Genomic DNA, 22,750 nt, shown 5'->3' on the forward strand with positions numbered 1-22,750 from the left:
AGGAGATGGTTCACGTGTCCGCTACGCCCGTGTTGGCGTTGCGCGGAGTCTCCAAGCGGTTCGGTGCGGTCCAGGCCCTCACCGACGTAGAGCTGGAGGTCCACCCCGGAGAAGTGGTCGCCCTGGTGGGCGACAACGGCGCAGGAAAGTCGACCCTGGTCAAGACGATCGCGGGCGTTCACCCCATCGATGAGGGCGTCATCGAGTGGGAGGGCAACCCGGTCAGCATCAACAAGCCGCACGACGCCCAGGGACTCGGCGTCGCGACCGTCTATCAGGACCTCGCCCTGTGCGACAACCTCGATGTGGTCGGCAACCTCTACCTCGGGCGCGAGCTGCTGCGCCGCGGTGTCATCGACGAGGTGTCGATGGAGAAGAACGCCCGCGAGCTGCTGAGCACGCTCTCGATCCGCATCCCGAGCGTCCGCATCCCGATCGCCAGCCTCTCCGGCGGTCAGCGCCAGGTCGTCGCCATCGCGCGCGCCCTGATCGGCGACCCCAAGGTCGTCATCCTCGACGAGCCGACCGCCGCCCTCGGCGTCGAGCAGACCGCCCAGGTCCTCGACCTGGTCGAGCGGCTGCGCGAGCGCGACCTCGGCGTCATCCTCATCAGCCACAACATGGCCGACGTCAAGGCGGTCGCGGACACCGTCCACGTACTGCGCCTCGGCAGGAACAACGGCTCCTTCCCGGTGAAGACCACGAGCCACGAAGAGATCATCGCCGCGATCACCGGAGCCACGGACAACGCCGTGACCCGTCGTGCGGGGCGCACCACGGAGGCGGCAAAGTGAGCGACACGTCCAAGACCGTGAAGCCGGACCCCGGCGCGGAGCACCAGAACACGGTGGCCCCCGCGGACGACCCGACCGCGGCGGCGGTGACCGTCGTCGACCCGCGGCTGCTGGTCCGTGACGAGGGCCTCAAGGGCTACGTCACCGAGTTCAAGCGCAAGGTGAAGGGCGGCGAGCTGGGCTCGCTGCCGGTCGTCATCGGTCTGATCGTCATCTGGACGATCTTCCAGTTCCAGAACGACCGCTTCCTCAGCGCCGAGAACCTCTCCAACATCAGCTACTACCTCTCGGCCACCGGCATGCTCGCCATCGGCCTGGTGTTCGTGCTGCTGCTCGGCGAGATCGACCTCTCCGTCGGCTCGGTGAGCGGTCTCGCGTCCACGATCTTCGCCGTCTTCGTGGTCACCCACGGGATGAACGGCTGGCTCGCGCTGGCGCTGGCCATCCTCACGGGCGCCGGTGTCGGCGCGCTGCACGGCTGGTTCTTCGCCAAGATCGGCGTACCCGCGTTCGTCGTCACCCTGGCAGGCTTCCTCGGCTGGAACGGCCTGATGCTGTGGCTGCTGGGCTCCAGCGGCACCATCAACATCCCGGCCGACGAGGGCCCGGTCCAGCTGCTCGGCCAGAGCTCGTTCTTCATGGACCAGGCCATCATCGGCGCCTATCTGCTGGCCGGTCTCGGTGTCCTGTCGATGCTCGTCGGCTCCTTCGGCGAACAGCGCCGGCGCAAGGCCGCGGGCGTGCCCTTCCGGCCGACCAGCGAGATCGTCCTGCGCGTCGGCGCGCTCGCCCTGGCGACGTTCGTCTCCGCGGCCGTGCTGAACAACTACTCCGGTGTCTCCAACGCCCTGGTGATCTTCCTCGCGGCGCTGGTGATCGTGGACTTCGTGCTGCGTCGTACGACGTACGGCCGCCAGGTCTTCGCGGTCGGCGGGGGCATCGAGGCGGCGCGCAGGGCCGGTATCAACGTGCCGATGATCCGGATCACCGTGTTCGCGATCTCCGGTGGGTTCGCGGCGATCGGCGGTATGTTCTTCGCCGGCCAGACGGCGAGCGCCACGCTGAACGCCGGTGGCGGCAACACGCTGATGCTGGCCATCGCGGCGGCGGTCATCGGTGGTACGTCGCTGTTCGGCGGGCGGGGCAACGTGTGGTCCGCGCTGCTGGGCATGCTGGTGATCCAGTCGATCCAGACGGGTCTGAACCTGCTGAACATGAACACGTCGATCCAGTACATGATCACGGGTGCGGTGCTGCTGGGCGCGGTCGTCATCGACTCGGTGTCCCGGCGGAGCCAGAAGGCCGCGGGGCGGGCCTAGTCGTGGTGGGGGCTGCGGTGGTTGGGCGGCTGCGGGCCGTCCGTGGCTTCTCGCGCAGTTCCCCGCGCCCCTGAAAGCGGCGCCTTCGGCGTGCTTTCAAACATTTGTGCCCGGTGTCGCCAAGCGACACCGGGCACAGGCTTGTCATAGACCCAGCTGTTCTTGGGTACGGCCGATCGCGTGACGTATCACGCAGAGGCCGGGCGTCGTCCGCAAAGGCGGAACACTAGACTCGACACGCCCGGCGAAAGCTCGATCAGCTCTACTGCAAGGAGGCACGGGTGCCGCTGCTGACCCGCATCACGGGACCGCGTGATCTTGACCGGCTCAGCCTGGAGCAGCTCGACCAGCTGGCCGAGGAGATCCGGACCTTCCTCGTCGACGCGGTCTCCAAGACCGGCGGCCACCTCGGCCCCAACCTCGGTGTCGTCGAGCTGACCATCGCACTGCACCGGGTCTTCGACTCGCCCAAGGACAAGGTGCTCTGGGACACGGGCCACCAGTCCTACGTCCACAAGCTCCTCACCGGCCGCCAGGACTTCTCCAGGCTGAAGATGAAGGGCGGCCTCTCCGGCTACCCCTCGCAGGCCGAGTCCGAGCACGACGTCATCGAGAACTCGCACGCCTCGACCGTCCTGGGCTGGGCCGACGGCCTCGCGAAGGCCAACGAGGTCAGGAAACGCGAGGACCACCACGTGGTCGCCGTGATCGGTGACGGCGCGCTCACCGGCGGGATGGCCTGGGAGGCGCTGAACAACATCGCCGACGCCAAGGACCGCCCGCTGGTCATCGTCGTCAACGACAACGAACGCTCGTACGCGCCCACCATCGGCGGCCTCGCCAACCACCTGGCCACCCTGCGCACCACGGACGGCTACGAGCGGTTCCTCGCCAAGGGGAAGGACCTGCTGGAGCGGACCCCGGTCGTCGGCAAGCCGCTGTACGAGACCCTGCACGGCGCCAAGAAGGGCCTCAAGGACTTCATCGCCCCGCAGGGCATGTTCGAGGACCTCGGGCTCAAGTACGTCGGCCCCATCGACGGCCACGACATCGAGGCCCTGGAGTCCGCGCTGGCCCGCGCCAAGCGCTTCGGCGGCCCGGTCATCGTGCACTGCCTCACCGAGAAGGGCCGCGGCTACCAGCCCGCCCTCCAGGACGAGGCCGACCGCTTCCACGGCATCGGCCCCATCCACCCCGACACCGGCCTGCCGATCAAGGCCTCCGGCGCCGACTGGACCTCCGTCTTCGGCGACGAGATGGTCAAGCTCGGCGAGGAGCGCGAGGACATCGTCGCCATCACGGCCGCGATGCTCCAGCCGGTCGGCCTGAAGAAGTTCGCCGACGCGTTCCCCGACCGCATCTACGACGTCGGCATCGCGGAGCAGCACGGTGCCGTATCCGCGGCCGGCCTCGCCGCCGGGGGAGTGCACCCCGTCTTCGCGGTGTACGCCACCTTCCTGAACCGGGCCTTCGACCAGGTGCTGATGGACGTTGCGCTGCACAAGTGCGGGGTGACGTTCGTCCTCGACCGGGCCGGGGTCACCGGCACCGACGGGGCCTCGCACAACGGCATGTGGGACATGTCGATCCTCCAGGTCGTCCCGGGCCTGCGCCTCGCCGCCCCGCGCGACGCCGACCAGGTCCGCGCCCAGCTCCGCGAGGCCGTCCAGGTCGACGACGCGCCGACCGTCGTTCGCTTCTCGAAGGGCGCCGTCGGCCCCGCCGTACCCGCCGTGGGACGCGTCGGCGGCATGGACGTTCTGCGCGAGCCGGGTACGGACACGCCGGACGTGCTCCTCGTCTCCGTGGGCGCGCTGGCTCCCATGTGCCTGGAGATCGCCGGGCTGTTGGACCAGCAGGGCATCTCCACGACCGTCGTCGACCCCCGCTGGGTCAAGCCGGTCGACGAGGCCATGGCACCGCTCGCCGACCGGCACCGCGTGGTGGTCACCGTCGAGGACAACTCCCGGGTGGGCGGCGTCGGTTCGGCCGTCGCACAGGCACTGCGGGACGCCGGGGTCGACGTACCGCTGCGCGACTTCGGCATCCCGCCGCGCTTCCTCGACCACGCATCCCGGGCCGAGGTCATGGCGGAGATCGGCCTGACCGCGCCGGACATCGCCCGCCAGGTCACCGGCCTGGTCTCGAAGATCGACGGCCGCTTCGAGCAGTCCGAGGTCGACTCGGTGGAGCCGGCCCGCGACTGACCCACGGATGTGAGCCCCAATGGGCCGCTTTCACCACCCTTTACGGTGGGGAAAGCGGCCCATTAGCGTGAATTCCCTCGCGCCGGGGCATACGCACCACGCCCCCTCTCGATCATGTCCGGGACGACACAGCGTGGGAGGTACGCCCGTGAGCAGCACCCTCTTCAGGACGAAGAAGGTCGAACAGTCCATCCGTGACACCGAGGAACCGGAGCACGCGCTCAAGAAATCCCTGTCCGCGCTGGACCTGACGGTCTTCGGCGTCGGTGTCATCATCGGCACCGGCATCTTCGTCCTCACCGGCACGGTCGCCAAGAACAACGCCGGCCCCGCCGTCGCCCTCGCCTTCGTGGTCGCCGGCGTCGTCTGCGCGCTCGCCGCGCTCTGCTACGCCGAGTTCGCCTCCACAGTCCCGGTCGCCGGGTCCGCGTACACCTTCTCGTACGCCTCCCTCGGCGAGCTGCCCGCCTGGATCATCGGCTGGGACCTGGTGCTGGAGTTCGCGCTCGGTACGGCGGTGGTCGCCGTCGGCTGGTCCGGCTACATCGACTCGCTGCTCGACAACGCGGGCTGGCATCTGCCGGAGGCGCTCAGCGGCCGGGACGGCGCCGACGGCTTCGGCTTCGACATCCTCGCCGCCGCGCTGGTCCTCGTACTGACGGCCATCCTCGTCCTCGGTACGAAGCTCTCCGCGCGCGTCACCTCGATCGTCGTCGCCATCAAGGTGATCGTCGTGCTGACCGTGATCGTCGCGGGCGCCTTCTTCGTCAAGAGCGGCAACTACGACCCGTTCATCCCCAAGGCACAGGACGTACCGGCCGGCGACAGCCTCCAAGCGCCGCTGATCCAGCTGATGTTCGGCTGGGCGCCCTCCAACTTCGGTGTGATGGGCATCTTCACCGCCGCGTCCGTCGTCTTCTTCGCCTTCATCGGCTTCGACGTCGTCGCCACGGCCGCCGAGGAGACCAAGAACCCCCAACGGGACATGCCCCGGGGCATCATCGGCTCCCTCATCATCTGCACCACCCTCTACGTCCTGGTGTCGATCGTGGTCACCGGCATGCAGCACTACACCGACCTGTCGGTGACCGCGCCGCTCGCCGACGCGTTCAAGGCCACCGGACACCCGTGGTTCGCGGGCTTCATCAGCTTCGGCGCCGCGGTGGGCCTGACAACGGTCTGCATGATTCTCCTGCTGGGCCAGACCCGGGTCTTCTTCGCGATGAGCCGCGACGGCCTGCTGCCCCGCTTCTTCTCCCACGTCCACCCGCGCTTCCGGACCCCGCACCGCCCGACGATCCTGCTCGGCGTGATCATCGCGATCGTCGCCGGCTTCACCCCGCTCAGCGAACTGGCCGAACTGGTCAACATCGGCACGCTGTTCGCCTTCGTGGTCGTCGCGATCGGCGTCGTCATCCTGCGCAAGTCGCGCCCCGACCTGCCCCGTTCGTTCCGCACGCCGTGGGTGCCGTTCATCCCGATCGTGTCGGTGCTCGCCTCGCTCTGGCTGATGCTCAACCTGCCCGCCGAGACCTGGCTCCGCTTCGCCCTCTGGATGGCGCTCGGCTTCCTCGTGTACTTCGCGTACGGCCGCTCCCACAGCCTCCTGGGCCGCCAGGAGGAAGCCCCCAAGGTGGACACCAACTGACCTGACGGACGAGGAGAGTTGACGATCGGGCCCCGTACGGTACGGCGTACTAGTCGCCGCGCACCGTACGGGGCCCGGTGACGTCCGCGCCCAACTCCCCGACCCGGCGCCGAAGTTCACGATCAGCGGTGACGACGAGTACGTCCCGCCCCCGGGCCTCGGCGACCAGCTCGACCATGCGGTCGTCCCCGCTGCCGGGCGCGGGCTCGACCCGTACACCGGGAACCGACTCGACTCCCCGGGCGGCGCCCTCGACGACGAGGACGATCTCCAGGGGCCCGGCCCGTCCCGGCAGCCCGCTCTCCGGGTAAGAGGAGAGCCGGTCCCTGAGCCGCTCGGTGGCCCCACGCCGGTCCCGCCACCAGCCGTCGGGCACCGAGCCGACGACATTCGCGGCGTCGACGATCAAGAGCAGAGGGGCATCCATGGACATCAGGGTCGCACGGCGGGCAGGAAACGGACGTACCGGAATCGGGTGTACCGGATGAGGGGGCCGGGAGGTGTGGCGAGGGTAAGAGCACACTAAAGTAGTCCAGTGCCCATTGTTCCTCCTTCCGCGACCACGGCCGCGGGGCGTCCCGAGTCGGTCAACGGCGACTGGCTGATACGGGGTCGCGACGGCCGGCTGAGCGCCTACGACGCCGTCGGAGACGCGATCGTCTGCCGCGCGGAGTCACGGCCCGGCGGGCCCTGGCTCCCGTCCCGGCGCCTCGGCGGCGACCAGCGCGTGCACCCCATGCTCGGTGTCGGCCAAGGCGCCGACGAGTACGCCCACTTGGCGACCTGGCGCCCCACGGTGAAGGGCGAGGCGGGCCTCGTCCACACCACCCACTTCCGCCCCGCACTCGCGGCGCTCGACTGGACACCGCTGGGCCACCCGAACCAGAAGGGCGACCGGACGGGCGTACCGGCGGTCGCCGTCGACGCGGAGGGCCGCGCCCATGTGTTCGTACGGAACGCGGTGGGCGGGGTCAGCATGCGCGGCCAGAAGGAGCGCGGCGGCTGGGGCCCCTGGCGCGACCTCAAGGGCGAGGACGTCGAGGAGCAGCTGACGGCGGTCACGCGCACCTCGGGCCGCGTGGAGCTGTACGGCAACTCGCCCCACGGCATCGTGCGCTGGACGCAGGGCGGCCCCGGCTGGATCCCGGAACTCGACGAGACCCCCCTGAAGGTGACGGCTCGTCCGGGCACCCTGCGGGCCCTGGTCACGTCCGACGACCACGTGACCCTCTTCTACACGGACGACACGGACACCGTGTGCGCGTGGCGGGCGGGCAGCGACCCGGTGGAGGTGATCCCCGGCGCCGGCCCCGGCCCGGTCGCGGTGATCCGCTGCACCCTGGACGAGGTCGACTGCACCCTGCTCGCCCAGCGCTCGGCGAGCGGCCGGGTGGCGTTCGCGGCGTACCCGACCGAGCAGGAGTCGGCGGGCGCGTGGTGGACGGAGTCGGGCCCCCAACTCCCACTGGACGCACGGGTGTCGCTGACGGAGGACACGGACGGCAGGGTCGTCGCGGCGACGGTGGTGCCCGGGGGCGGGGAGTTGAAGATGGCCCGGCGGAAGCGGGAGGCGGGGTTGGCGCTGGAGGCTTGGCAGACGGTGTGAGGCTGGGGGCGTGGCAGACGTCTGGGAGTCGGCGGTGCGGCAGTCGGCCCGAGGCCGGGTGGCGTGGCGGACGGTCTGAGGCCCGGCGGTGTGGCGGATGGTCTGGGAGTCGGCGGTGCGGCAGTCGGCCCGAGGCCGGGTGGCGTGGCGGACGGTCTGAGGCCCGGCGGCGTGGCGGACGGTCTGGGAGTCGGCGGCGTGGCAGCCGGTCTGGGGCCCGGCGGCGCGGCAGTCGGCCCGCGATCGGGCGGCGTGGCAGACGTCTGGGGCTCGGCGGCGGGGCAGTCGGCCCGAGATCGGGCCGCGTTGCGGGCGGCCCGAGGCCGGAAGACGTGGTGAACGGTCCGGGGCCCGGAGGGCTAACTTCCGCCGCCCGCCGGGGACTTCTTCGCCGACTCGGGGATGGTGGAGTCGGTGCGGATCGCCTTCCACAGGGCCGCTGCCTGCGGTTCGGCTGCCACGACCCGGTTCGGGTCCTGCTTGTCGTACGAGACCGGCAGCATGATCGTCTCCATGGCGGCCGGGTCGATGCCCTGCACGCTGCGCCCGAACTTGGCCAGCGCGGTGAGCGAGGCCAGGTCGGAGTCGGTGGTCAGCGACGCGGTGAGCGTGTCGGCGATCCGGTACAGCTTCGCCGGGCTGCCGAGCAGGTCCTGGCGTTTGATCTCGCTCAACAGGGCCAGCATGAACTGCTGTTGGAGCCCGATGCGGCCGAGGTCGCTGCCGTCGCCGTAGCCGTACCGGGTCCGTACGAACTTCAGGGCCTGAGTGCCGTCGAGGCGGTGCGCCCCGGCCGTCAGCCCCAGCGGGGTGATCGGCTGGTCGAGGGTGACGGTCACCCCGCCGACCGCGTCGACGAGTCCCTTGAAGCCGGCGAAGTCCAGCACGATCAGATGGTCGACGCGGACGTCGCTCATCGCCTCCACGGTCTTCGCCGTGCACGCCAGACCGACCTGCGAGAACACCGAGTTGAACATCACCCGCTTCCGGGACGGCACCACGGTGCCGTCGGACCGGGTGCACTCGGGGCGGGTGACGAGGGTGTCGCGCGGGATGCTCACCGCGACCGCCTTGGTCCGCCCCTTGGCTATGTGCACCAGCAGCGCGGTGTCGGACCGCGCCCCGCTCACGTCGGAGCCGGGGTCCAGTGCGGCGTTCTTGCCGGCCCGTGAGTCCGAGCCGAGCACGAGCAGGTTCGTCGCACCCGCGGCGGCGGCCGTCCGGGCGGGCCGGTCCTTCCCGTCGCCCAGCGTCTTGTTCAGGTCGACGGCGCCGTCCTTCAGGTTGGAGTCGAGCCCCTGGTACATCCACCAGGCCGCCCCGCCACCGGTGAGCACCAGCACCAGCAGCCCCACCAGGATGCCGCGGCGGATCGTCCGGGCACGACTGCGGCTGCGGGGGCGCTCACGCTCACGTGAACGCTGGTCGGGATCGTTCTGGACTCCGATGTGACTCATGTCGCTCCGGTCTTGATCGGTGCCTCCCTACAGGAAGGGAGCACAGAGAGTTCAGTTGAGACACACGAGGCGGGTGAAGGGTTGTACGGATGTGTGAGTGAGAACCAGCACTGTGTGATCTGTGTTTGAAGTGTGAAGTTGTTGTTAGCATCCTCATTCTTGTTTTTGTTCGAATTTTGTCATCGGGAGTCGAGGTTTCGACCTCGGACGACAGCTCGCCGGTGTTAACGGGGTTGGGGATGATGTCGTGAGCGGAGTCGCCTCCGTGGATCTTGTAGTTGTGGGGCTCGGTTACGTAGGGCTCCCTCTTGCCCGTTCCGCTTCGGCGGCAGGGCTGAAAGTGGTCGGTCTCGACCGCAGCCGACGGGTCGTGGACGGCTTGAACGCCGGCCGGTCGCATGTGGACGACATCACCGACGACGAGGTCAGCTCGATGCTGGAGCGGGGCTTCACGGCGGTCGACCGGGCCGAGGTCATCGCCGATGCGGCGGCGGTCGTCGTCTGCGTCCCGACCCCGCTCACGGACCACGGCTCCCCGGACCTCGGCGCGGTGCACGCCGCCGTCGAGGACATCGCGGAGAACCTGTCTCCGGGCACCCTCGTGGTCCTGGAGTCGACGACCTACCCCGGGACCACCGACGAGGTCGTACGGCCCCGCCTGGAGGCCGGTGGACTGCGCGTCGGCGAGGACTTCCACCTCGCCTTCTCCCCGGAGCGCATCGACCCGGGCAACCCCGCCTACGGCCTGGAGAACACGCCCAAGGTGGTCGGCGGCATCACCCCGGACTGCACCAAGGCGGCCCGCGCCCTCTACGAGCGCTTCGTGACGCGTGTGGTCGAGGCGAAGGGCACGCGCGAGGCCGAGATGGCCAAGCTGCTGGAGAACACCTACCGGCACGTGAACATCGCCCTCGTCAACGAGATGTCGATGTTCTGCCGTGAGATCGGTGTCGACCTGTGGGACGCGATCCGCTGCGCCGCCACCAAGCCGTTCGGCTTCGCGCCCTTCTACCCCGGTCCGGGGGTGGGCGGTCACTGCATTCCCATCGACCCCAACTACCTTTCGTACAAGGTGCGTTCGCTCGGCATCCCGTTCCGCTTCGTGGAGCTGGCGCAGGAGATCAACCAGCGGATGCCCGTGCACGTGGTCAACAGGGCGGCCGATCTGCTCAACGACCGGAGCAAGGCGGTCCGCGGCTCACGCGTCCTGCTGCTCGGCGTGACCTACAAGCCCGACATCTCCGACCAGCGCGAGAGCCCCGCCCTGGCGGTGGCCCAGAACCTGCGCGCGCGGGGCGCGGAGCTGGTCTACTTCGATCCGCGGGTCGCGGACTGGACGGTCGACGGACTGCCGGTCGAGCGGACCGACGACTACCTTGCCGAGGCCGGGTCCGCTGACCTCACCATCCTGCTCCAGCCCCACCGCGAGCTGGACCTGGGCCTGCTGGCCGACCGCGCCCGGATGCTCTTCGACACCAGAGGCAAGTCCGCCGATCACCCCCGGGTGGTCAAGCTGTGACCTCCGAGGACACGTACGTACCCGGTGCCGTCGACTCCGACGGACGTCAGCGGCACCGCAAACGCAGGCATCTGAAGGTCTCGTATCTCGTCTTCCTCGGTCTCGCGGCGCTGATCGCCACCCGGCTCGACGCCGGCTCGCTGCACCTGTACTCGATGGGCGCCATGGGCCTGCTGGCCCTCAAGATGTTCGGCGCCCTCTTCTACCGTCCGGCCAAGGCGGACCGGGCAGGACTGGAGTACCTGGAGAACTCCTGGGTCACCGCGGTCATCCCGATCTACAACGAGGACCCGGTGATGTTCGAGCAGGGCATGCGCAGCCTCCTCGTGCAGAGCCGGCTCCCCAACGAGATCCACATCATCGACGACGCCAGCGCCGACGACAGCGGCATCAGGACGGCGAAGCGGATGCGGCGCGAGTTCGAGGCCCGCGGCGTGAAGTACACGGTCAGCGTGCAGCCGGAGAACAAGGGCAAGCGGGAGGCGCTCGCGCTGGGCTTCGAGGCGGCGCCGTACACGGACATCTTCCTGTGCGTGGACTCGGACACCGTGCTCTCCCGGGACACCGTCCGTGAGCTGCTCCTGCCGATGGCGGACGAGAAGATCATGGCATCCACGGGCATGGTGCTGGCGCTCAACCACGACAGCAACATCTTCACCCGTCTCCAGGACCTGCGGTACGGCAACTCGTTCCTCTTCGAGCGGGCCGCGTACTCACGGCTGAAGTCCGTGCTGTGCTGCTGCGGCGCCCTCTCCGCCTACCGGGGGACGCTGGTCCGCAAGTACCTCCCCGACTTCCTCAACCAGCAGTTCCTGGGCAAGCCGGCGGTCTTCGGCGACGACCGCCGTATGACCAACTACTGCCTGATGGAGGGCCAGGTGGTCTTCCAGGAGACCGCTGTCGGCTACACGGCCGTACCGGAGAAACTGCCGCACTTCCTGCGCCAGCAGGTCCGCTGGAACAAGTCCTTCTTCCGTGAGTCCCTGTGGGCCTTCCGGCACCAGAAGAAGTACCGGCCCGCCTTCTGGCTGACCTGCATGGAACTCGCGCTGTGGCTGGTGTTCGGCTCGGCGATGTTCTACTCGATGGTCATCCTGCCCATCACGAAGCCGCACCAGTTCCTCAACCACATAGGCGACTACGCCGTGTTCATGGTGCTCATGGGATACCTCCGCAATGTGCGGTACCTCGACTTCCCGCGCCGGGGCATGGGCTTCGTCAAACGCTTCGGCATGTTCCTGCTCGCACCGATCTACGGTGTGATCCAGCTGACCCTGCTCACCCCGCTCCGCTTCTACGCCCTCCTCACCCTGCACAAGGGCAGTTGGGGCACCCGGCAGGGCGGTGTCGAGGTCTCGGTCGCCGGGGACCACGAGACGGACGTGACGGAGATCTACGAGGAAGAGGACCCGTACTCCGACCCCAAGGTCGGTGAGACGCTCCAGCTGATGCGCCTCGAAGGCGTGGCACTCGCGCGTACGGCCCCTCGCCAGGCCGCCGTAGTCTTCGAGCAGCCGCTCCCGGGCGGGCAGGACGCCGGTCACCTCCAGGGCGTTCCCCAGCAGCGCGTGACCTGGGGGGCTCAGGGCCCGGCCCCTCAGCAGCACAACGCCCAGCAGCAGAACGGCGAGTGGTATCCCGCGGGGACCCAGTACCCCGGCGGGCAGCAACAGCAGCAGGGCGGGCACCCGGGTCAGTACCCCCAGGAGGGCGAGTACACGGATCCCTCCTGGCAGCAGGGGCACGGACAGGGCCGGGGACCGGGCTGGTAGCAGCCGGACGCGCAGGAGAGAGGGGGCGGACCGCGCGGTCCGCCCCCTCTTCGCTCGCCCTTTCAGCCCGTCACGCGTAGTAGGCCATCGCCTCGGAGACGGTCACGACGGGGATGCCCCGGGCGTTGATCGCCTCCATGAGCGTGGTCAGGCCGGTCCGGCTGATCTCCGTACTGCTGGCCGGAGTTCCCTCGACGATCCGGTGCAGACAGAGGATGAGCCAGTCGCCGTTGTTCGCACAGCGGTCCAGCCGGCCGCCTGCGGCGGTCAGGCCGGACAAGGTGGTGCCGCCGATGCCCGAGCCGTCGTTGATGCCCGTCAGTGCCTTGAGGCGGTACGGCATCGCCGGGGCGAAGGACTCGATCGTCTCGGAGACGATCGATCTGGCCGTGGTGAAGTGCCGGGTCGCGATCAGGTCCACCGGAACGCCGTCCGTCGTCCGCCCGAACGCGCCGTGCGGATAGGCGAAGTGCTCGCTGTTGAAGCCGTTGGACACCAGCCATTCCCGCAACCGCCGGAAGTCGTCGTCCACCTGCTGCGCGGTGAGACCGGTGTAGCTCGCCGTGTGGGCGGCCGTCGCGTACGAGTGCCCGCCCATCTCCCAGCCCGAGAAGTCCTGCATGGAGCGCATCTGGTCGACGCTCAGGAAGGCGCCGGTGCCGATCGCGTCGGCGATGTTGTAGACCGTGCCGGCGAACCCGTACGCGTCCATCGCAGGCCGGGCCAAGTTGTGGACCGAGTTGTGCGAGTCGTCGAAGGTGAGCGAGACCGCTCCCTTGGGGAAGACGCCGGTGGTGTCGGGGACCAGCTCGACGGACTGGAGCCAGTACGTCACCGGTCCGCCCGCGTTGTCGTACACGGCGAACGACATGTCGGTGAACCCGGTCCTGGTGGAGGGCACCCCGGCGGCGGAGACCGAGTACGTGCCGACCGCGCTGGTGACGTCGGCCCACTGGAGGTGGACCGTGACCCAGTCTCCCGACTGGACGTAGTTGGCGGCCGTGGCGGAGTGGGTGTGGAACGTCCAGGCGAAGAAGTTCGCGAACGAGCCGGTGCCCAGGTAGAAGACCAGCTTGGACAGTTTGGCCGTGTCCTCGACCCGCAGCAGGAGCCGGATCATCTTCCCGGTCAGGTTCATCGCCGGCTGGGCGGTTCTGCGGACGTACGACTGCGTGCCCGTCCCCGTGGTGGTCACCCGGACCGACTGGGTGCCCCGGACGAAGACCGAGGTGTCGTTCGGCTCGGCCGACGCGGTGCCGGCGCCCGCGGCGGTCCAGCCGTGCCCCGCCTGGAACTGCTGGGCCCAGGTGGCGCGGCGGAATCTGGGGCGGCGGCCCGACGGGGCGTACGGAGGCGGGGTGCCGAGCCCGCCGATCGCCGCGGCGGCCGTGACAGTGGCCGCCGCCGCGGGCTGGGCCGCCGTGGCGCCCAGCAGGGTGCCGCCGGCGGTCGCGAGACCTCCCGTACCGGCCAGGCGCAGTGCGGAGCGCCGGCTCAGGGCGCCTGGTGACAACGGCTCGTGGCTCAACGGGGGCTCCTGCCTGTACGTGTCTGTTGACCGGCCGGTCCGGCCGGAGCGGGGATCAGGGCTTGGCCATCGTGTCGAAGTAGTTCATGCCGCTGTCGGTGAAGCCCTTCACCGCCGTTTCGACCTGCTTCTGCGAGAGCGTGGCCGTGGCGTTGTAGTACAGCCAGTCGACCTTCATGTCCCAGGTGCGGTCGCCCTTGAACGGAAGGTCCACGAACCAGGTGTTGAAGTTCACCGACATACCCGCGCGCGGGACGTACTTCCCCTTGCTGGTGAACAGTTCGCGGCCGTCGAGGCGGTACGTGACCAGGTCGTCCTCGACGGTGATCAGCATGGTGTGCCACCCGGCGAGGCTCTCCTCGGTCTTGGTGGTGACCCGGTCCCCGGCCTCGACGCTGTACCAGCTCGTGGTGTCGAGCTTGGGGCCGGGAGCGCCCCAGCCGCCGTTCGGCATGTACTCGTTGTCGAGTTCGCTGTACTCGGTGCCGCTGCCGCCGATCGTGTAGAAGGTCTGGTTGACGTGATCGCCGTTCTCGCCCTCGGTCGGCTTGTCGCTGAAGTGGATCCGCGCGGCGTAGGTGCCCTCGCGGAACTCGCGGGCGGCGGTCCCCAGACTGGCCTGCCTGGTTCCGGCCTTGGTGCCGTCCGTGGTGGCGCGCAGCTGAAGCACCTGGCCGTGGCCCTCGGCGTTCGGCTCGCTGGGGAAGCTGACACCGTCGGCCGACCAGGTGTCGTCGATTCCCGGGCCGCCCTTGCTGGTGCGGACCAGCCAGCCGTGCTTGAAGAGGGCGGGGTCCTTGGGGCCGCGGTAGTTGAAGTTGTCGAAGACCGTCTTGGCGGGCACGACGGGTGCCGGGTCGGCCGCCGCTGATGCCGGCGGCGTCTCCTTGCCGCCGCTCTTCGGTTCGGCGCCGTCGGGTTCCTCGCCCCAGGCGAGCACACCGCGCTTGTACGCGGTCACCTTCTTCGACTCCTTGTAGGTCTTCATCGTGGCGTCGAAGGAGCGGTCGTTGGACTGCTTCAGCTCCTTGTGGTCGACACGGTAGAGCTGCAGCTCGATGCCCTCGCTGTTCGCCCCGGGTTTCAGCGCGCCCGCCCCTGCCGCGAACGCGATTTCGAGGTAGTGGTCGGCGGTCTCGGTGGGCTTGTCCGGTGTGCCGATGGTTCCGGCGATGTTCGAGCAGCCCACAGCGGCCTGGACGCAGTTGAAGGCGTACGCGGAGGCGTCGTCCGCGGTGAAGTAGTACCGCAGCGTCACCTCGCTCAGGGGCAGCGGCTTCTTCGACTCGTTGAAGATCTCCAACGACGGCCTGGCCGCCTCCGCCGTGGCCGCGGTGTCGGTCCGGTACCGCACGGTCAGCTCTGGCGGATCCGGATTCGCCGCACGCCACAGGGGATAGAGCGCCGTACCGCCGGCGACGACCGCGCCCACGAGCAACAGCAGCTTGATCTTGGGCCACACCCTGCTGCGGGGACGGGGCTGGCGGCGGTTGGACGGCACGGACATTCCTCCGCAAGGCAATTGGGCGACAGTGAGGCAGAAACTATCCGCTGGAGTGCTGCATATGGTCAGATCTTGTGAGGATTCTATCGGTGAGGTGTCATCTGCAGGAACTGAATCAATCACAGGACGGAAATCGCCGTACGGCCTCGGCGTGGTCGGCTCCGGGCAAAGTCAGGGCAAAGGGACGGGCCGCACGGTGAGTTCACCGTGCGGCCCGCGCCCGCTACGAATTGCCGTGCTGTGGACGTCCCGTCACGCCGGGACGCTCGCCACCCCGGCCTCCAGGAACCGCTTCCCGTTCACCCGCTCGGAGACGCCCTCACGGTCCAGGTAGGGCGTGAGCCCGCCCAGGTGGAAGGGCCAACCGGCGCCGGTGATCAGGCAGAGGTCGATGTCCTGCGCCTCGGCGACGACACCCTCCGCCAGCATGATCCCGATCTCCTGGGCCACCGCGTCGAGCACCCGGTCCCGCACCTGCTCCTCGCTCAGGGACACATCCCCCTGCTTGAGCAGCGCGGCGACCTCGGGGTCCAGCTCCGGCTTGCCGCTGTCGTAGACGTAGAAGCCGCGCTTGCCGGCCTTCACGACCGCCGCCAGGTTCGGCGACACCGTGAAGCGGTCCGGGAACGCCCGGTTCAGTGTCTCGGACACATGCAGGCCGATCGCCGGACCGACCAGCTCCAGCAGCACCAGCGGGGACATCGGCAGCCCCAGCGGCTCCACCGCCTTCTCCGCGACCTCGACCGACGTACCCTCGTCGATCACGTTCTGGATCTCGCCCATGAAGCGCGTGAGGATGCGGTTGACGACGAACGCGGGCGCGTCCTTCACCAGCACCGCGGTCTTCTTCAGCTTCTTCGCGACACCGAACGCCGTGGCCAGCGAGGCGTCGTCCGTCTGCTCGCCGCGCACGATCTCGAGCAGCGGCAGGATCGCGACCGGGTTGAAGAAGTGGAAGCCGACGACCCGCTCGGGGTTCTTCAGCTTCGACGCCATCTCCGTCACCGACAGCGAAGACGTGTTGGTGGCCAGGATCGCGTGCGCCGGGGCGACCGCCTCGACCTCCGCGAACACCTGCTGCTTGACGCCGATCTCCTCGAAGACGGCCTCGATGATGAAGTCCGCGTCGGAGAAGCCCTCGGCCTTGTCCAGTACACCGGTGACCAGGGCCTTCAGGCGGTTGGCCTTGTCCTGGTTGACACGGCCCTTGCCGAGCAGCTTGTCGATCTCGGCGTGGACGTAGCCCACACCCTTGTCGACGCGCTCCTGGTCGATGTCGGTCAGCACGACCGGCACCTCGAGGCGGCGCAGGAAGAGCAGCGCCAGCTGCGAGGCCATCAGGCCCGCGCCGACCACGCCCACCTTCGTCACCGGACGGGCGAGCGACTTGTCGGGCGCACCCGCAGGACGCTTGCCGCGCTTCTGCACGAGGTTGAACGCGTAGATGCCGGACCGGAGTTCGCCGCCCATGATCAGGTCGGCGAGGGCCACGTCCTCGGCGTCGTACCCCTGCTGGAGGTCGCCGTTCTTCGCCGCCTCGATGATGTCGAGGGCGCGGTAGGCGGCCGGAGCGGCCCCGTGCACCTTGCTGTCCGCGATGAACCGGCCCTTGGCGACCGCCTGGTCCCAGGCCTCGCCGCGGTCGATCGCCGGACGCTCGACCGTGATGTCGCCCTTGAGGACGGAAGCCGTCCAGATCAGCGACTGCTCCAGGAAGTCCGCGCCCTCGAACAGCGCGTCGGCGATGCCCAGGTCGAGCACCTGCTGGCCCTTGAGCTGCTTGTTCTGGTTGAGCGAGTTCTCGATGATCACGCTCACCGCACGCTCGGCGCCGATCAGGTTCGGGAGCAGCGTGCAGCCGCCCCAGCCCGGCACCAGGCCGAGGAAGACCTCGGGGAGGGAGAAGGCCGGGATGGCCTTCGACACGGTCCGGTACGAGCAGTGCAGACCGACCTCGACGCCACCGCCCATGGCGGCACCGTTGTAGTAGCCGAAGGTCGGGACCGCGAGCGCCGACAGCCGCTTGAAGACCTCGTGGCCGCCCTTGCCGATGGCGAGCGCGTCGTCGTGGTTCGTCAGGAGCTCTACGCCCTTGAGGTCCGCGCCGACGGCGAAGATGAACGGCTTGCCGGTGACACCGACACCGACGATCTCGCCGGCCGACGCCTCCTTCTCGACCTGGTCGATGGCGGCGCTCAGGTTCGCCAGCGAGGCAGGGCCGAAGGTGGTCGGCTTGGTGTGGTCGAGGCCGTTGTCGAGCGTGATCAGCGCGAAGCGCCCGGCGCCGAACGGCAGGTCGAGGTGGCGTACGTGCGCCGACGTCACGACCTCGTCGGGGAACAACTCGGCCGCGCCCTTGAGGAGTTCGGTGATGCTCACTTGCTGCCTCCGGCGGACTCGAAGTGCGGGTTCTCCCAGATGACGGTGGCGCCCATGCCGAAGCCGACGCACATCGTCGTCAGGCCGTAGCGGACCTCCGGCTGCTCCTCGAACTGCCGGGCGAGCTGCGTCATCAGGCGCACGCCGGAGGAGGCCAGCGGGTGACCGAAGGCGATGGCACCGCCGTACTGGTTGACGCGCGCGTCGTCGTCCGCGATGCCGTAGTGCTCAAGGAAGGCCAGCACCTGTACGGCGAAGGCCTCGTTGATCTCGAAGAGACCGATGTCGTCGATGGACAGGCCCGCCTGGGCGAGCGCCTTCTCCGTCGCCGGGATCGGGCCGTAGCCCATGACCTCCGGCTCGACACCCGCGAAGGAGTACGAGACGAGACGCATCTTCACCGGGAGGTTGTTCTCGCGGGCGAAGTCCTCGGAGGCGATTAGGGAGGCGGTGGCGCCGTCGTTCAGACCGGCCGCGTTACCGGCGGTGACCCGACCGTGCACCCGGAACGGCGTCTTCAGGCCGCTCAGGTTCTCCAGGGTGGTCCCCGGCCGCATCGGCTCGTCGGCGGTGACCAGACCCCAACCGGTCTCACCCACCTCCGCGTTGGTGTTCCGTACGGAGATCGGCACCAGGTCCTGCTGGATCTTGCCGTTGGCGTACGCCTTCGCAGCCTTCTCCTGCGAGCGCACGGCGTACTCGTCGGCGCGCTGCTTGGTGATCGTCGGGTACCGGTCGTGCAGGTTCTCGGCGGTCATGCCCATGAACAGAGCGGACTCGTCGACGAGCTTCTCGCTCACGAACCGCGGGTTCGGGTCCACGCCCTCGCCCATGGGGTGGCGGCCCATGTGCTCGACACCACCGGCGACGGCGATGTCGTACGCGCCGAACGCGACGGAACCGGCGACCGAGGTGACGGCGGTCAGCGCGCCGGCACACATCCGGTCGATGGAGTAACCGGGCACCGACTGCGGCAGCCCGGCGAGGATGCCCGCCGTACGGCCGATGGTGAGCCCCTGGTCACCGATCTGCGTGGTCGCGGCGATGGCGACCTCGTCGATCTTCGCCGGGTCGAGACCGGGGTTGCGGCGCAGCAGCTCCCGGATCGCCTTCACGACGAGGTCGTCCGCGCGGGTCTCGTGGTAGATGCCCTTCGGGCCCGCCTTGCCGAACGGGGTGCGGACGCCGTCGACGAAGACGACGTCCTTGACGGTACGAGGCACGATGGCTCTCCTCCAGAGGTGCGGGACGGCACTGCTGCATACGCAACCGCTGAGCGGGCGCTCAGCCCCATGCTACTTGTGAGTAACCGTACTGCACACCCCCGGGAGGAGGAGCGGCAAAGGTCACACGGGCTCAACATGTTACCGCCGGTTACACAAGCGTACCCAAGGGGCGCGAGGAACGGCGCGACCAGCCACAACGGACCCGCACCCGCCCGAACAACAGAAGCCCCTACCCCTTGGGCGGAGCAGTGGACCCCCGGGGAACAAGCACAGGGGTAGCCACCGGATGGGACTCCGCACCCCCACCGATCACCCCGAACAAGGTCCGGGCAACATCCACCCCAAACCCGTGCACATCATGACTCATCGCCGACAACGTAGGCCGGGTCAACCGGCACAACTGCGAGTCGTCCCACGCCAGCAACGACACATCCCCCGGCACACTCAGCCCCATCTCCGCAGCCACGGACAACCCCGCCACCGCCATGATGTCGTTGTCGTACAGAATCGCCGTAGGCCGCTCCGAGCCCGACACGGACAACAGCGACCGCGTCGCCCGAGCCCCCTCGTCCCCCGAGAAATCGGTCGCCACCTGCGACACCCCCACGAGCCCGACCCCCCGCGCCGCCTCGTCGAACGCGGCCGTACGAATCCCGCTGTGCCCCAGCGCCACCGCACCCCCCACCCGGGCGATCCGCCGATGCCCGAGCGCCGAGAGATACCGCACCGCCTCCGTCACGGCGGTCGCGTCATCGGTCCACACGGCGGTGAGCCCACCGGCCAGCGACGGATGCCCGACCGCGACCGCGGGCATCCCGAGCCGCTCGACGGCCGGGACGCGCGGATCGTCGGCCCGCAGGTCGACCAGGATCGCCCCGCCGATGATCCGCCCCTTCCACCAGGACTCCTGCAGCCCGACCTCCTCCTCCAGGCTCCGCACGAGCCGGAGCAGCAGCGAGCACGAGTGCTCGGTCAGCACGCTCTCCACGCCCGAGATGAAGTCCATGTAGAAAGGTTCGAGCCCGAGCAGCCGGGCGGGCCGGCAGATCGCCAGCCCCACCACGTCGACCCGCGCCCCGGCCAGCGACCGCGCGCTGACGCTCGGCTCCCAGCCCAGCTCACGGGCGGCGGCGAAGATCCGGTCCCGGGTCGCCTCGGCGAGCCCCGGCTTGTGGTTGAAGGCGAGGGACACCGCCCCCTTGGAGACACCGGCGCGCGCGGCGACGTCCTTGATGGTGACGCGGGGGGTCGGCGATGCCGTCATCGTGCCGGCTCCACGCAGTACAGGGCCGATCGGGCGATCTCGGCATCCGGAGTCTCCCAGCCACGCACCCCGATGGTCACCTGTTCCCCGGGCAGCAGGGTCACCAGCCCACGATCGGCCCGCGCCCCCGGGTCCAGCCGGTCCGCCTGCAACAGCAGATCCCGTACGAGGGTACGGGCCGTCACCGTGACCGCCCCCGGAGCGACACTCACGTCGAACTCGGGCCGGGGATAGGGGATTTCACGGTCGGGCACCGGAAAATACAGCGCCCGCAGCCCGTCCACGTCGGCGACCAGGAACTCCCCGCCCCCCACGGGCACAAGCCCCTCGGGCACCGGCACCTCGGCGACGGCCCGCCTCTCCACCTCGAACCCGACCCGCGTCACCGCCCCGCCACCCACGGCACCCCCGTCCACGGCCGGCCGCCGCAGCTCCACGGTCCCCTTCCACCGCTCGGCGGCCTGATTGACGACCACCAACACCAGCCCGGCCTCCCGCACTTGAAGAGTGAGCAGCCGATCCGCGTACAGCCGCCGCAGCTCGTGCCACAGCGGCTTCTCTCGCCCGTCCCCGTCGACCGCCGCCCAACTCGTCACCGGCCAGCAGTCGTTGAGCTGCCACACGATGGTCCCCGCGCATACGGGCCAGTGCGACCGCCAGTGCTCGATCCCGGCGGAGACGGCCCGGGCCTGATTGACCTGGGTGAGATAGTGCCACCGGTCGAAGTCCCCTTCGGGCAACGCGAAATGGTGACCGAGCCCGCGCTCCAGCTTCCCGTTCCCGTCCTCCGCCTTCTGGTGGTGCAGCATGCCGGGGGAGTCGGCGGCGAGCGCCTCACCGGGCAGCGCCCGTCGCAGCGTGGCGTACGCGGGCGGTGCCTGCCATCCGAACTCGGCCACGAAACGCGGGACTTCGAGCCGGTAGTCGGCGTAGTCCCGCCGGTTCCACACCTCCCAGGAGTGATGCGTGCCGTGCGCCGGATCGTTCGGATGCCGCTCCCAGGAACCCGACCAGGGACTGCCCGCCGTGTACGGCCGCGTAGGGTCCAACTCGGCCACCACGCGCGGCAGTACGCCCAGGTAGTACCCCTCGCCCCAGGACTCCCCGGCGAGCCGCCGCTCCCACCCCCAGTCCTTGAAGCCCCAGAGGTTCTCGTTGTTCCCGTTCCACAGCACCAGCGAGGGATGCGGCATCAGCCGTACGACGTTCTCCCGGGCCTCCGCCTCGACCTCGCCCCGCAGCGGCTGCTCCTCGGGATAGGCCGCGCACGCGAACGGGAAATCCTGCCAGACCAGCAGCCCCGACTCGTCGCAGGCGTCGTAGAAGTCCTCGCTCTCGTAGATCCCGCCGCCCCACACGCGTACGAGGTCCACGCCCGCGTCGGCGGCCTGCGCGAGCCGCTCCCGGTACCGCTCCCGGGTGATCCGGGACGGGAACACGTCGTCCGGGATCCAGTTGACGCCCCGCGCGAACAGCCGCTCGCCGTTGACGACCAGCGTGAACCCGGTCCCATGGGCGTCGGCGGACATGTCGAGCCGAACGGTCCGGAACCCGACCCGCCGCCGCCAGCCGTCCAGCGGAACCTCGCCATGACGAAGCGTCAACTCGACCTCGTACAGCGCCTGTTCTCCGTACCCGCGCGGCCACCACAACTCGACGTCCGGGACTTCCAGCCGTACGACACCACTGGTCCCGTCGACCGTGCCGAGCGCCCGAAGCTCGCCGCCGCCGGAAACACCACTCACCCGGGCCTCCAGGGTGAGCCCGGCCTCGACCCTCGTGCGCTCCACATCGACCGCCAACTCGACGTGCCCCACGCCCAGTTCGTCGACCGTCACCTCGGGCCGCACCCGCGCGATCCGGGCCGTGGACCACTGCTCCAGCCGCACCGGCCGCCAGATCCCGGCGGTGACAAGGGTGGGCCCCCAGTCCCAGCCGAAGGAGCAGGCCATCTTCCGGATGTACTGGTAGGGCTCGGCATAGGCACCCGGCCGCTCGCCCAGCCGCTCCCGCACGGCCTCCGCCTCGGCGTACGCGGAGGCGAACCGCACGGTCAGCCGCCCGGACATGCCGGTCACGTCGAAGCGGTAGGAGCGATGCATGTTCCGCACCCGGCCCAGGAGTTGACCGTCGAGGAGGATCTCGGCGGCGGTGTCCAGCCCGTCGAAGACGAGATCGGTCTGTTCATGCGTGGAGGAGGCATCGAGGTTGGTCTCGTACGTCCACTCCCGCCGCCCCACCCACGCGACCTCGGCCTCGTTCCGCCCGATGAAGGGGTCCGGGACGACCCCCGCCGCCAGCAGGTCGGTGTGCACGCAACCAGGCACCGTGGCGGGCAGTCGGCCCCCCTCGTGCCGCACGGTCCAGCCCTCGGTGAGCGGTGTGGCCTCCAGCATGCGCACTCCTAAACCGTTCAACTTCCGCGTGAGTCAGGCGCGGAAAGAGTGGGGTCAGCGTTGGCGAAATAGGGACTTTACCGGTTCAGTAAGTGGTGTCAGAGTGCCGAATCAGCCATCCCGTTAGTGCT

At 69.3% G+C, this 22,750-nt stretch carries 15 protein-coding genes; 7 read left to right on the top strand and 8 right to left on the bottom strand.

What is annotated here, in order from left to right:
• Nucleotides 1-5 precede the first annotated feature (5 nt).
• From CW359_RS05930 to CW359_RS05945, 4 genes are all read left to right on the top strand, one after another.
• On the top strand, nt 6-794 hold the full coding sequence (locus CW359_RS05930; protein WP_105968688.1) for an ATP-binding cassette domain-containing protein: 789 nt from the start codon (nt 6-8) through the stop codon (nt 792-794).
• A complete protein-coding gene (locus CW359_RS05935) occupies nt 791-2,113 on the top strand; it encodes a sugar ABC transporter permease (protein WP_105968689.1) in 1,323 nt (440 codons plus the stop codon). The genes CW359_RS05930 and CW359_RS05935 overlap by 4 nt, the downstream gene beginning before the upstream one ends.
• A 281-nt stretch (nt 2,114-2,394) precedes the next feature.
• The gene (gene dxs / locus CW359_RS05940; RefSeq protein WP_105968690.1) at nt 2,395-4,320 is read left to right on the top strand and encodes a 1-deoxy-D-xylulose-5-phosphate synthase; all 1,926 of its coding nucleotides are present in this window, start codon (nt 2,395-2,397) and stop codon (nt 4,318-4,320) included.
• A 148-nt stretch (nt 4,321-4,468) separates the two neighbouring features.
• A complete protein-coding gene (locus tag CW359_RS05945; protein ID WP_105968691.1) occupies nt 4,469-5,968 on the top strand; it encodes an amino acid permease in 1,500 nt (499 codons plus the stop codon).
• 49 nt (nt 5,969-6,017) lie between these two features.
• Here the strand turns inward: CW359_RS05945 and CW359_RS05950 are convergent, their stop codons facing one another.
• Nucleotides 6,018-6,395 carry a PIN domain-containing protein gene (locus CW359_RS05950; protein WP_105968897.1) on the bottom strand — a complete coding sequence of 126 codons (378 nt, stop codon included), beginning with the start codon at nt 6,393-6,395 and terminating at the stop codon, nt 6,018-6,020.
• Between the two features lie 108 nt (nt 6,396-6,503).
• On the opposite strand from CW359_RS05950, the gene CW359_RS05955 reads away from it, so the two are divergent.
• Entirely contained in the window at nt 6,504-7,574 is a 1,071-nt protein-coding gene (locus CW359_RS05955; RefSeq protein WP_105968692.1) for a PLL family lectin, read from the top strand.
• Between the two features lie 359 nt (nt 7,575-7,933).
• Here CW359_RS05955 and CW359_RS05960 read toward each other — a convergent pair whose 3' ends face one another.
• Complete coding sequence (locus tag CW359_RS05960; RefSeq protein ID WP_105968693.1) at nt 7,934-9,031, bottom strand: LCP family protein; 1,098 nt, start codon at nt 9,029-9,031, stop codon at nt 7,934-7,936.
• A gap of 265 nt (nt 9,032-9,296) precedes the next feature.
• Between CW359_RS05960 and CW359_RS05965 the strand changes: the two genes are divergently transcribed.
• Nucleotides 9,297-10,550, top strand: a complete 1,254-nt coding sequence (locus CW359_RS05965) for a nucleotide sugar dehydrogenase (RefSeq protein WP_408647457.1) — start codon at nt 9,297-9,299, stop codon at nt 10,548-10,550.
• The gene (locus CW359_RS05970; protein ID WP_105968695.1) at nt 10,547-12,322 is read left to right on the top strand and encodes a glycosyltransferase; all 1,776 of its coding nucleotides are present in this window, start codon (nt 10,547-10,549) and stop codon (nt 12,320-12,322) included. The genes CW359_RS05965 and CW359_RS05970 overlap by 4 nt, the downstream gene beginning before the upstream one ends.
• Before the next feature lie 70 nt (nt 12,323-12,392).
• On the opposite strand, the gene CW359_RS05975 is transcribed toward CW359_RS05970, so the two are convergent.
• The 6 genes from CW359_RS05975 to CW359_RS06000 all read right to left on the bottom strand — a co-directional run bounded on the left by CW359_RS05975 (nt 12,393) and on the right by CW359_RS06000 (nt 22,619).
• Complete coding sequence (locus CW359_RS05975) at nt 12,393-13,850, bottom strand: polysaccharide deacetylase family protein (protein ID WP_232838244.1); 1,458 nt, start codon at nt 13,848-13,850, stop codon at nt 12,393-12,395.
• Between the two features lie 55 nt (nt 13,851-13,905).
• Entirely contained in the window at nt 13,906-15,351 is a 1,446-nt protein-coding gene (locus CW359_RS05980; protein ID WP_105968696.1) for a cellulose binding domain-containing protein, read from the bottom strand.
• Between the two features lie 255 nt (nt 15,352-15,606).
• Entirely contained in the window at nt 15,607-17,733 is a 2,127-nt protein-coding gene (locus tag CW359_RS05985) for a 3-hydroxyacyl-CoA dehydrogenase NAD-binding domain-containing protein (protein ID WP_105968697.1), read from the bottom strand.
• Entirely contained in the window at nt 17,730-18,956 is a 1,227-nt protein-coding gene (locus tag CW359_RS05990; protein WP_105968698.1) for a thiolase family protein, read from the bottom strand. The genes CW359_RS05985 and CW359_RS05990 overlap by 4 nt, the downstream gene beginning before the upstream one ends.
• 232 nt (nt 18,957-19,188) lie before the next feature.
• Nucleotides 19,189-20,223 (bottom strand): LacI family DNA-binding transcriptional regulator, encoded by a 1,035-nt coding sequence (locus tag CW359_RS05995; protein WP_105968699.1) that lies wholly within the window; start codon nt 20,221-20,223, stop codon nt 19,189-19,191.
• Nucleotides 20,220-22,619 carry a glycoside hydrolase family 2 protein gene (locus CW359_RS06000; RefSeq protein ID WP_105968700.1) on the bottom strand — a complete coding sequence of 800 codons (2,400 nt, stop codon included), beginning with the start codon at nt 22,617-22,619 and terminating at the stop codon, nt 20,220-20,222. Before CW359_RS06000 ends, CW359_RS05995 begins: the two co-directional genes overlap by 4 nt.
• Nucleotides 22,620-22,750 lie beyond the last annotated feature (131 nt).

The sequence above is a fragment of the Streptomyces geranii genome (genome assembly GCF_002954775.1).
In the GTDB taxonomy this organism is placed as follows: Bacteria; Actinomycetota; Actinomycetes; order Streptomycetales; family Streptomycetaceae; genus Streptomyces; species Streptomyces geranii.

Bases quoted from the DNA above. Each gene is read 5' to 3' on its own strand.
- CW359_RS06000 (WP_105968700.1), bottom strand. From the start codon at position 22,619: ATGCTGGAGGCCACACCGCTCACCGAGGGCTGGACCGTGCGGCACGAG.
- CW359_RS05995 (WP_105968699.1), bottom strand. From the start codon at position 20,223: ATGACGGCATCGCCGACCCCCCGCGTCACCATCAAGGACGTCGCCGCG.
- CW359_RS05930 (WP_105968688.1), top strand. From the start codon at position 6: ATGGTTCACGTGTCCGCTACGCCCGTGTTGGCGTTGCGCGGAGTCTCC.
- CW359_RS05950 (WP_105968897.1), bottom strand. From the start codon at position 6,395: ATGGATGCCCCTCTGCTCTTGATCGTCGACGCCGCGAATGTCGTCGGC.
- CW359_RS05960 (WP_105968693.1), bottom strand. From the start codon at position 9,031: ATGAGTCACATCGGAGTCCAGAACGATCCCGACCAGCGTTCACGTGAG.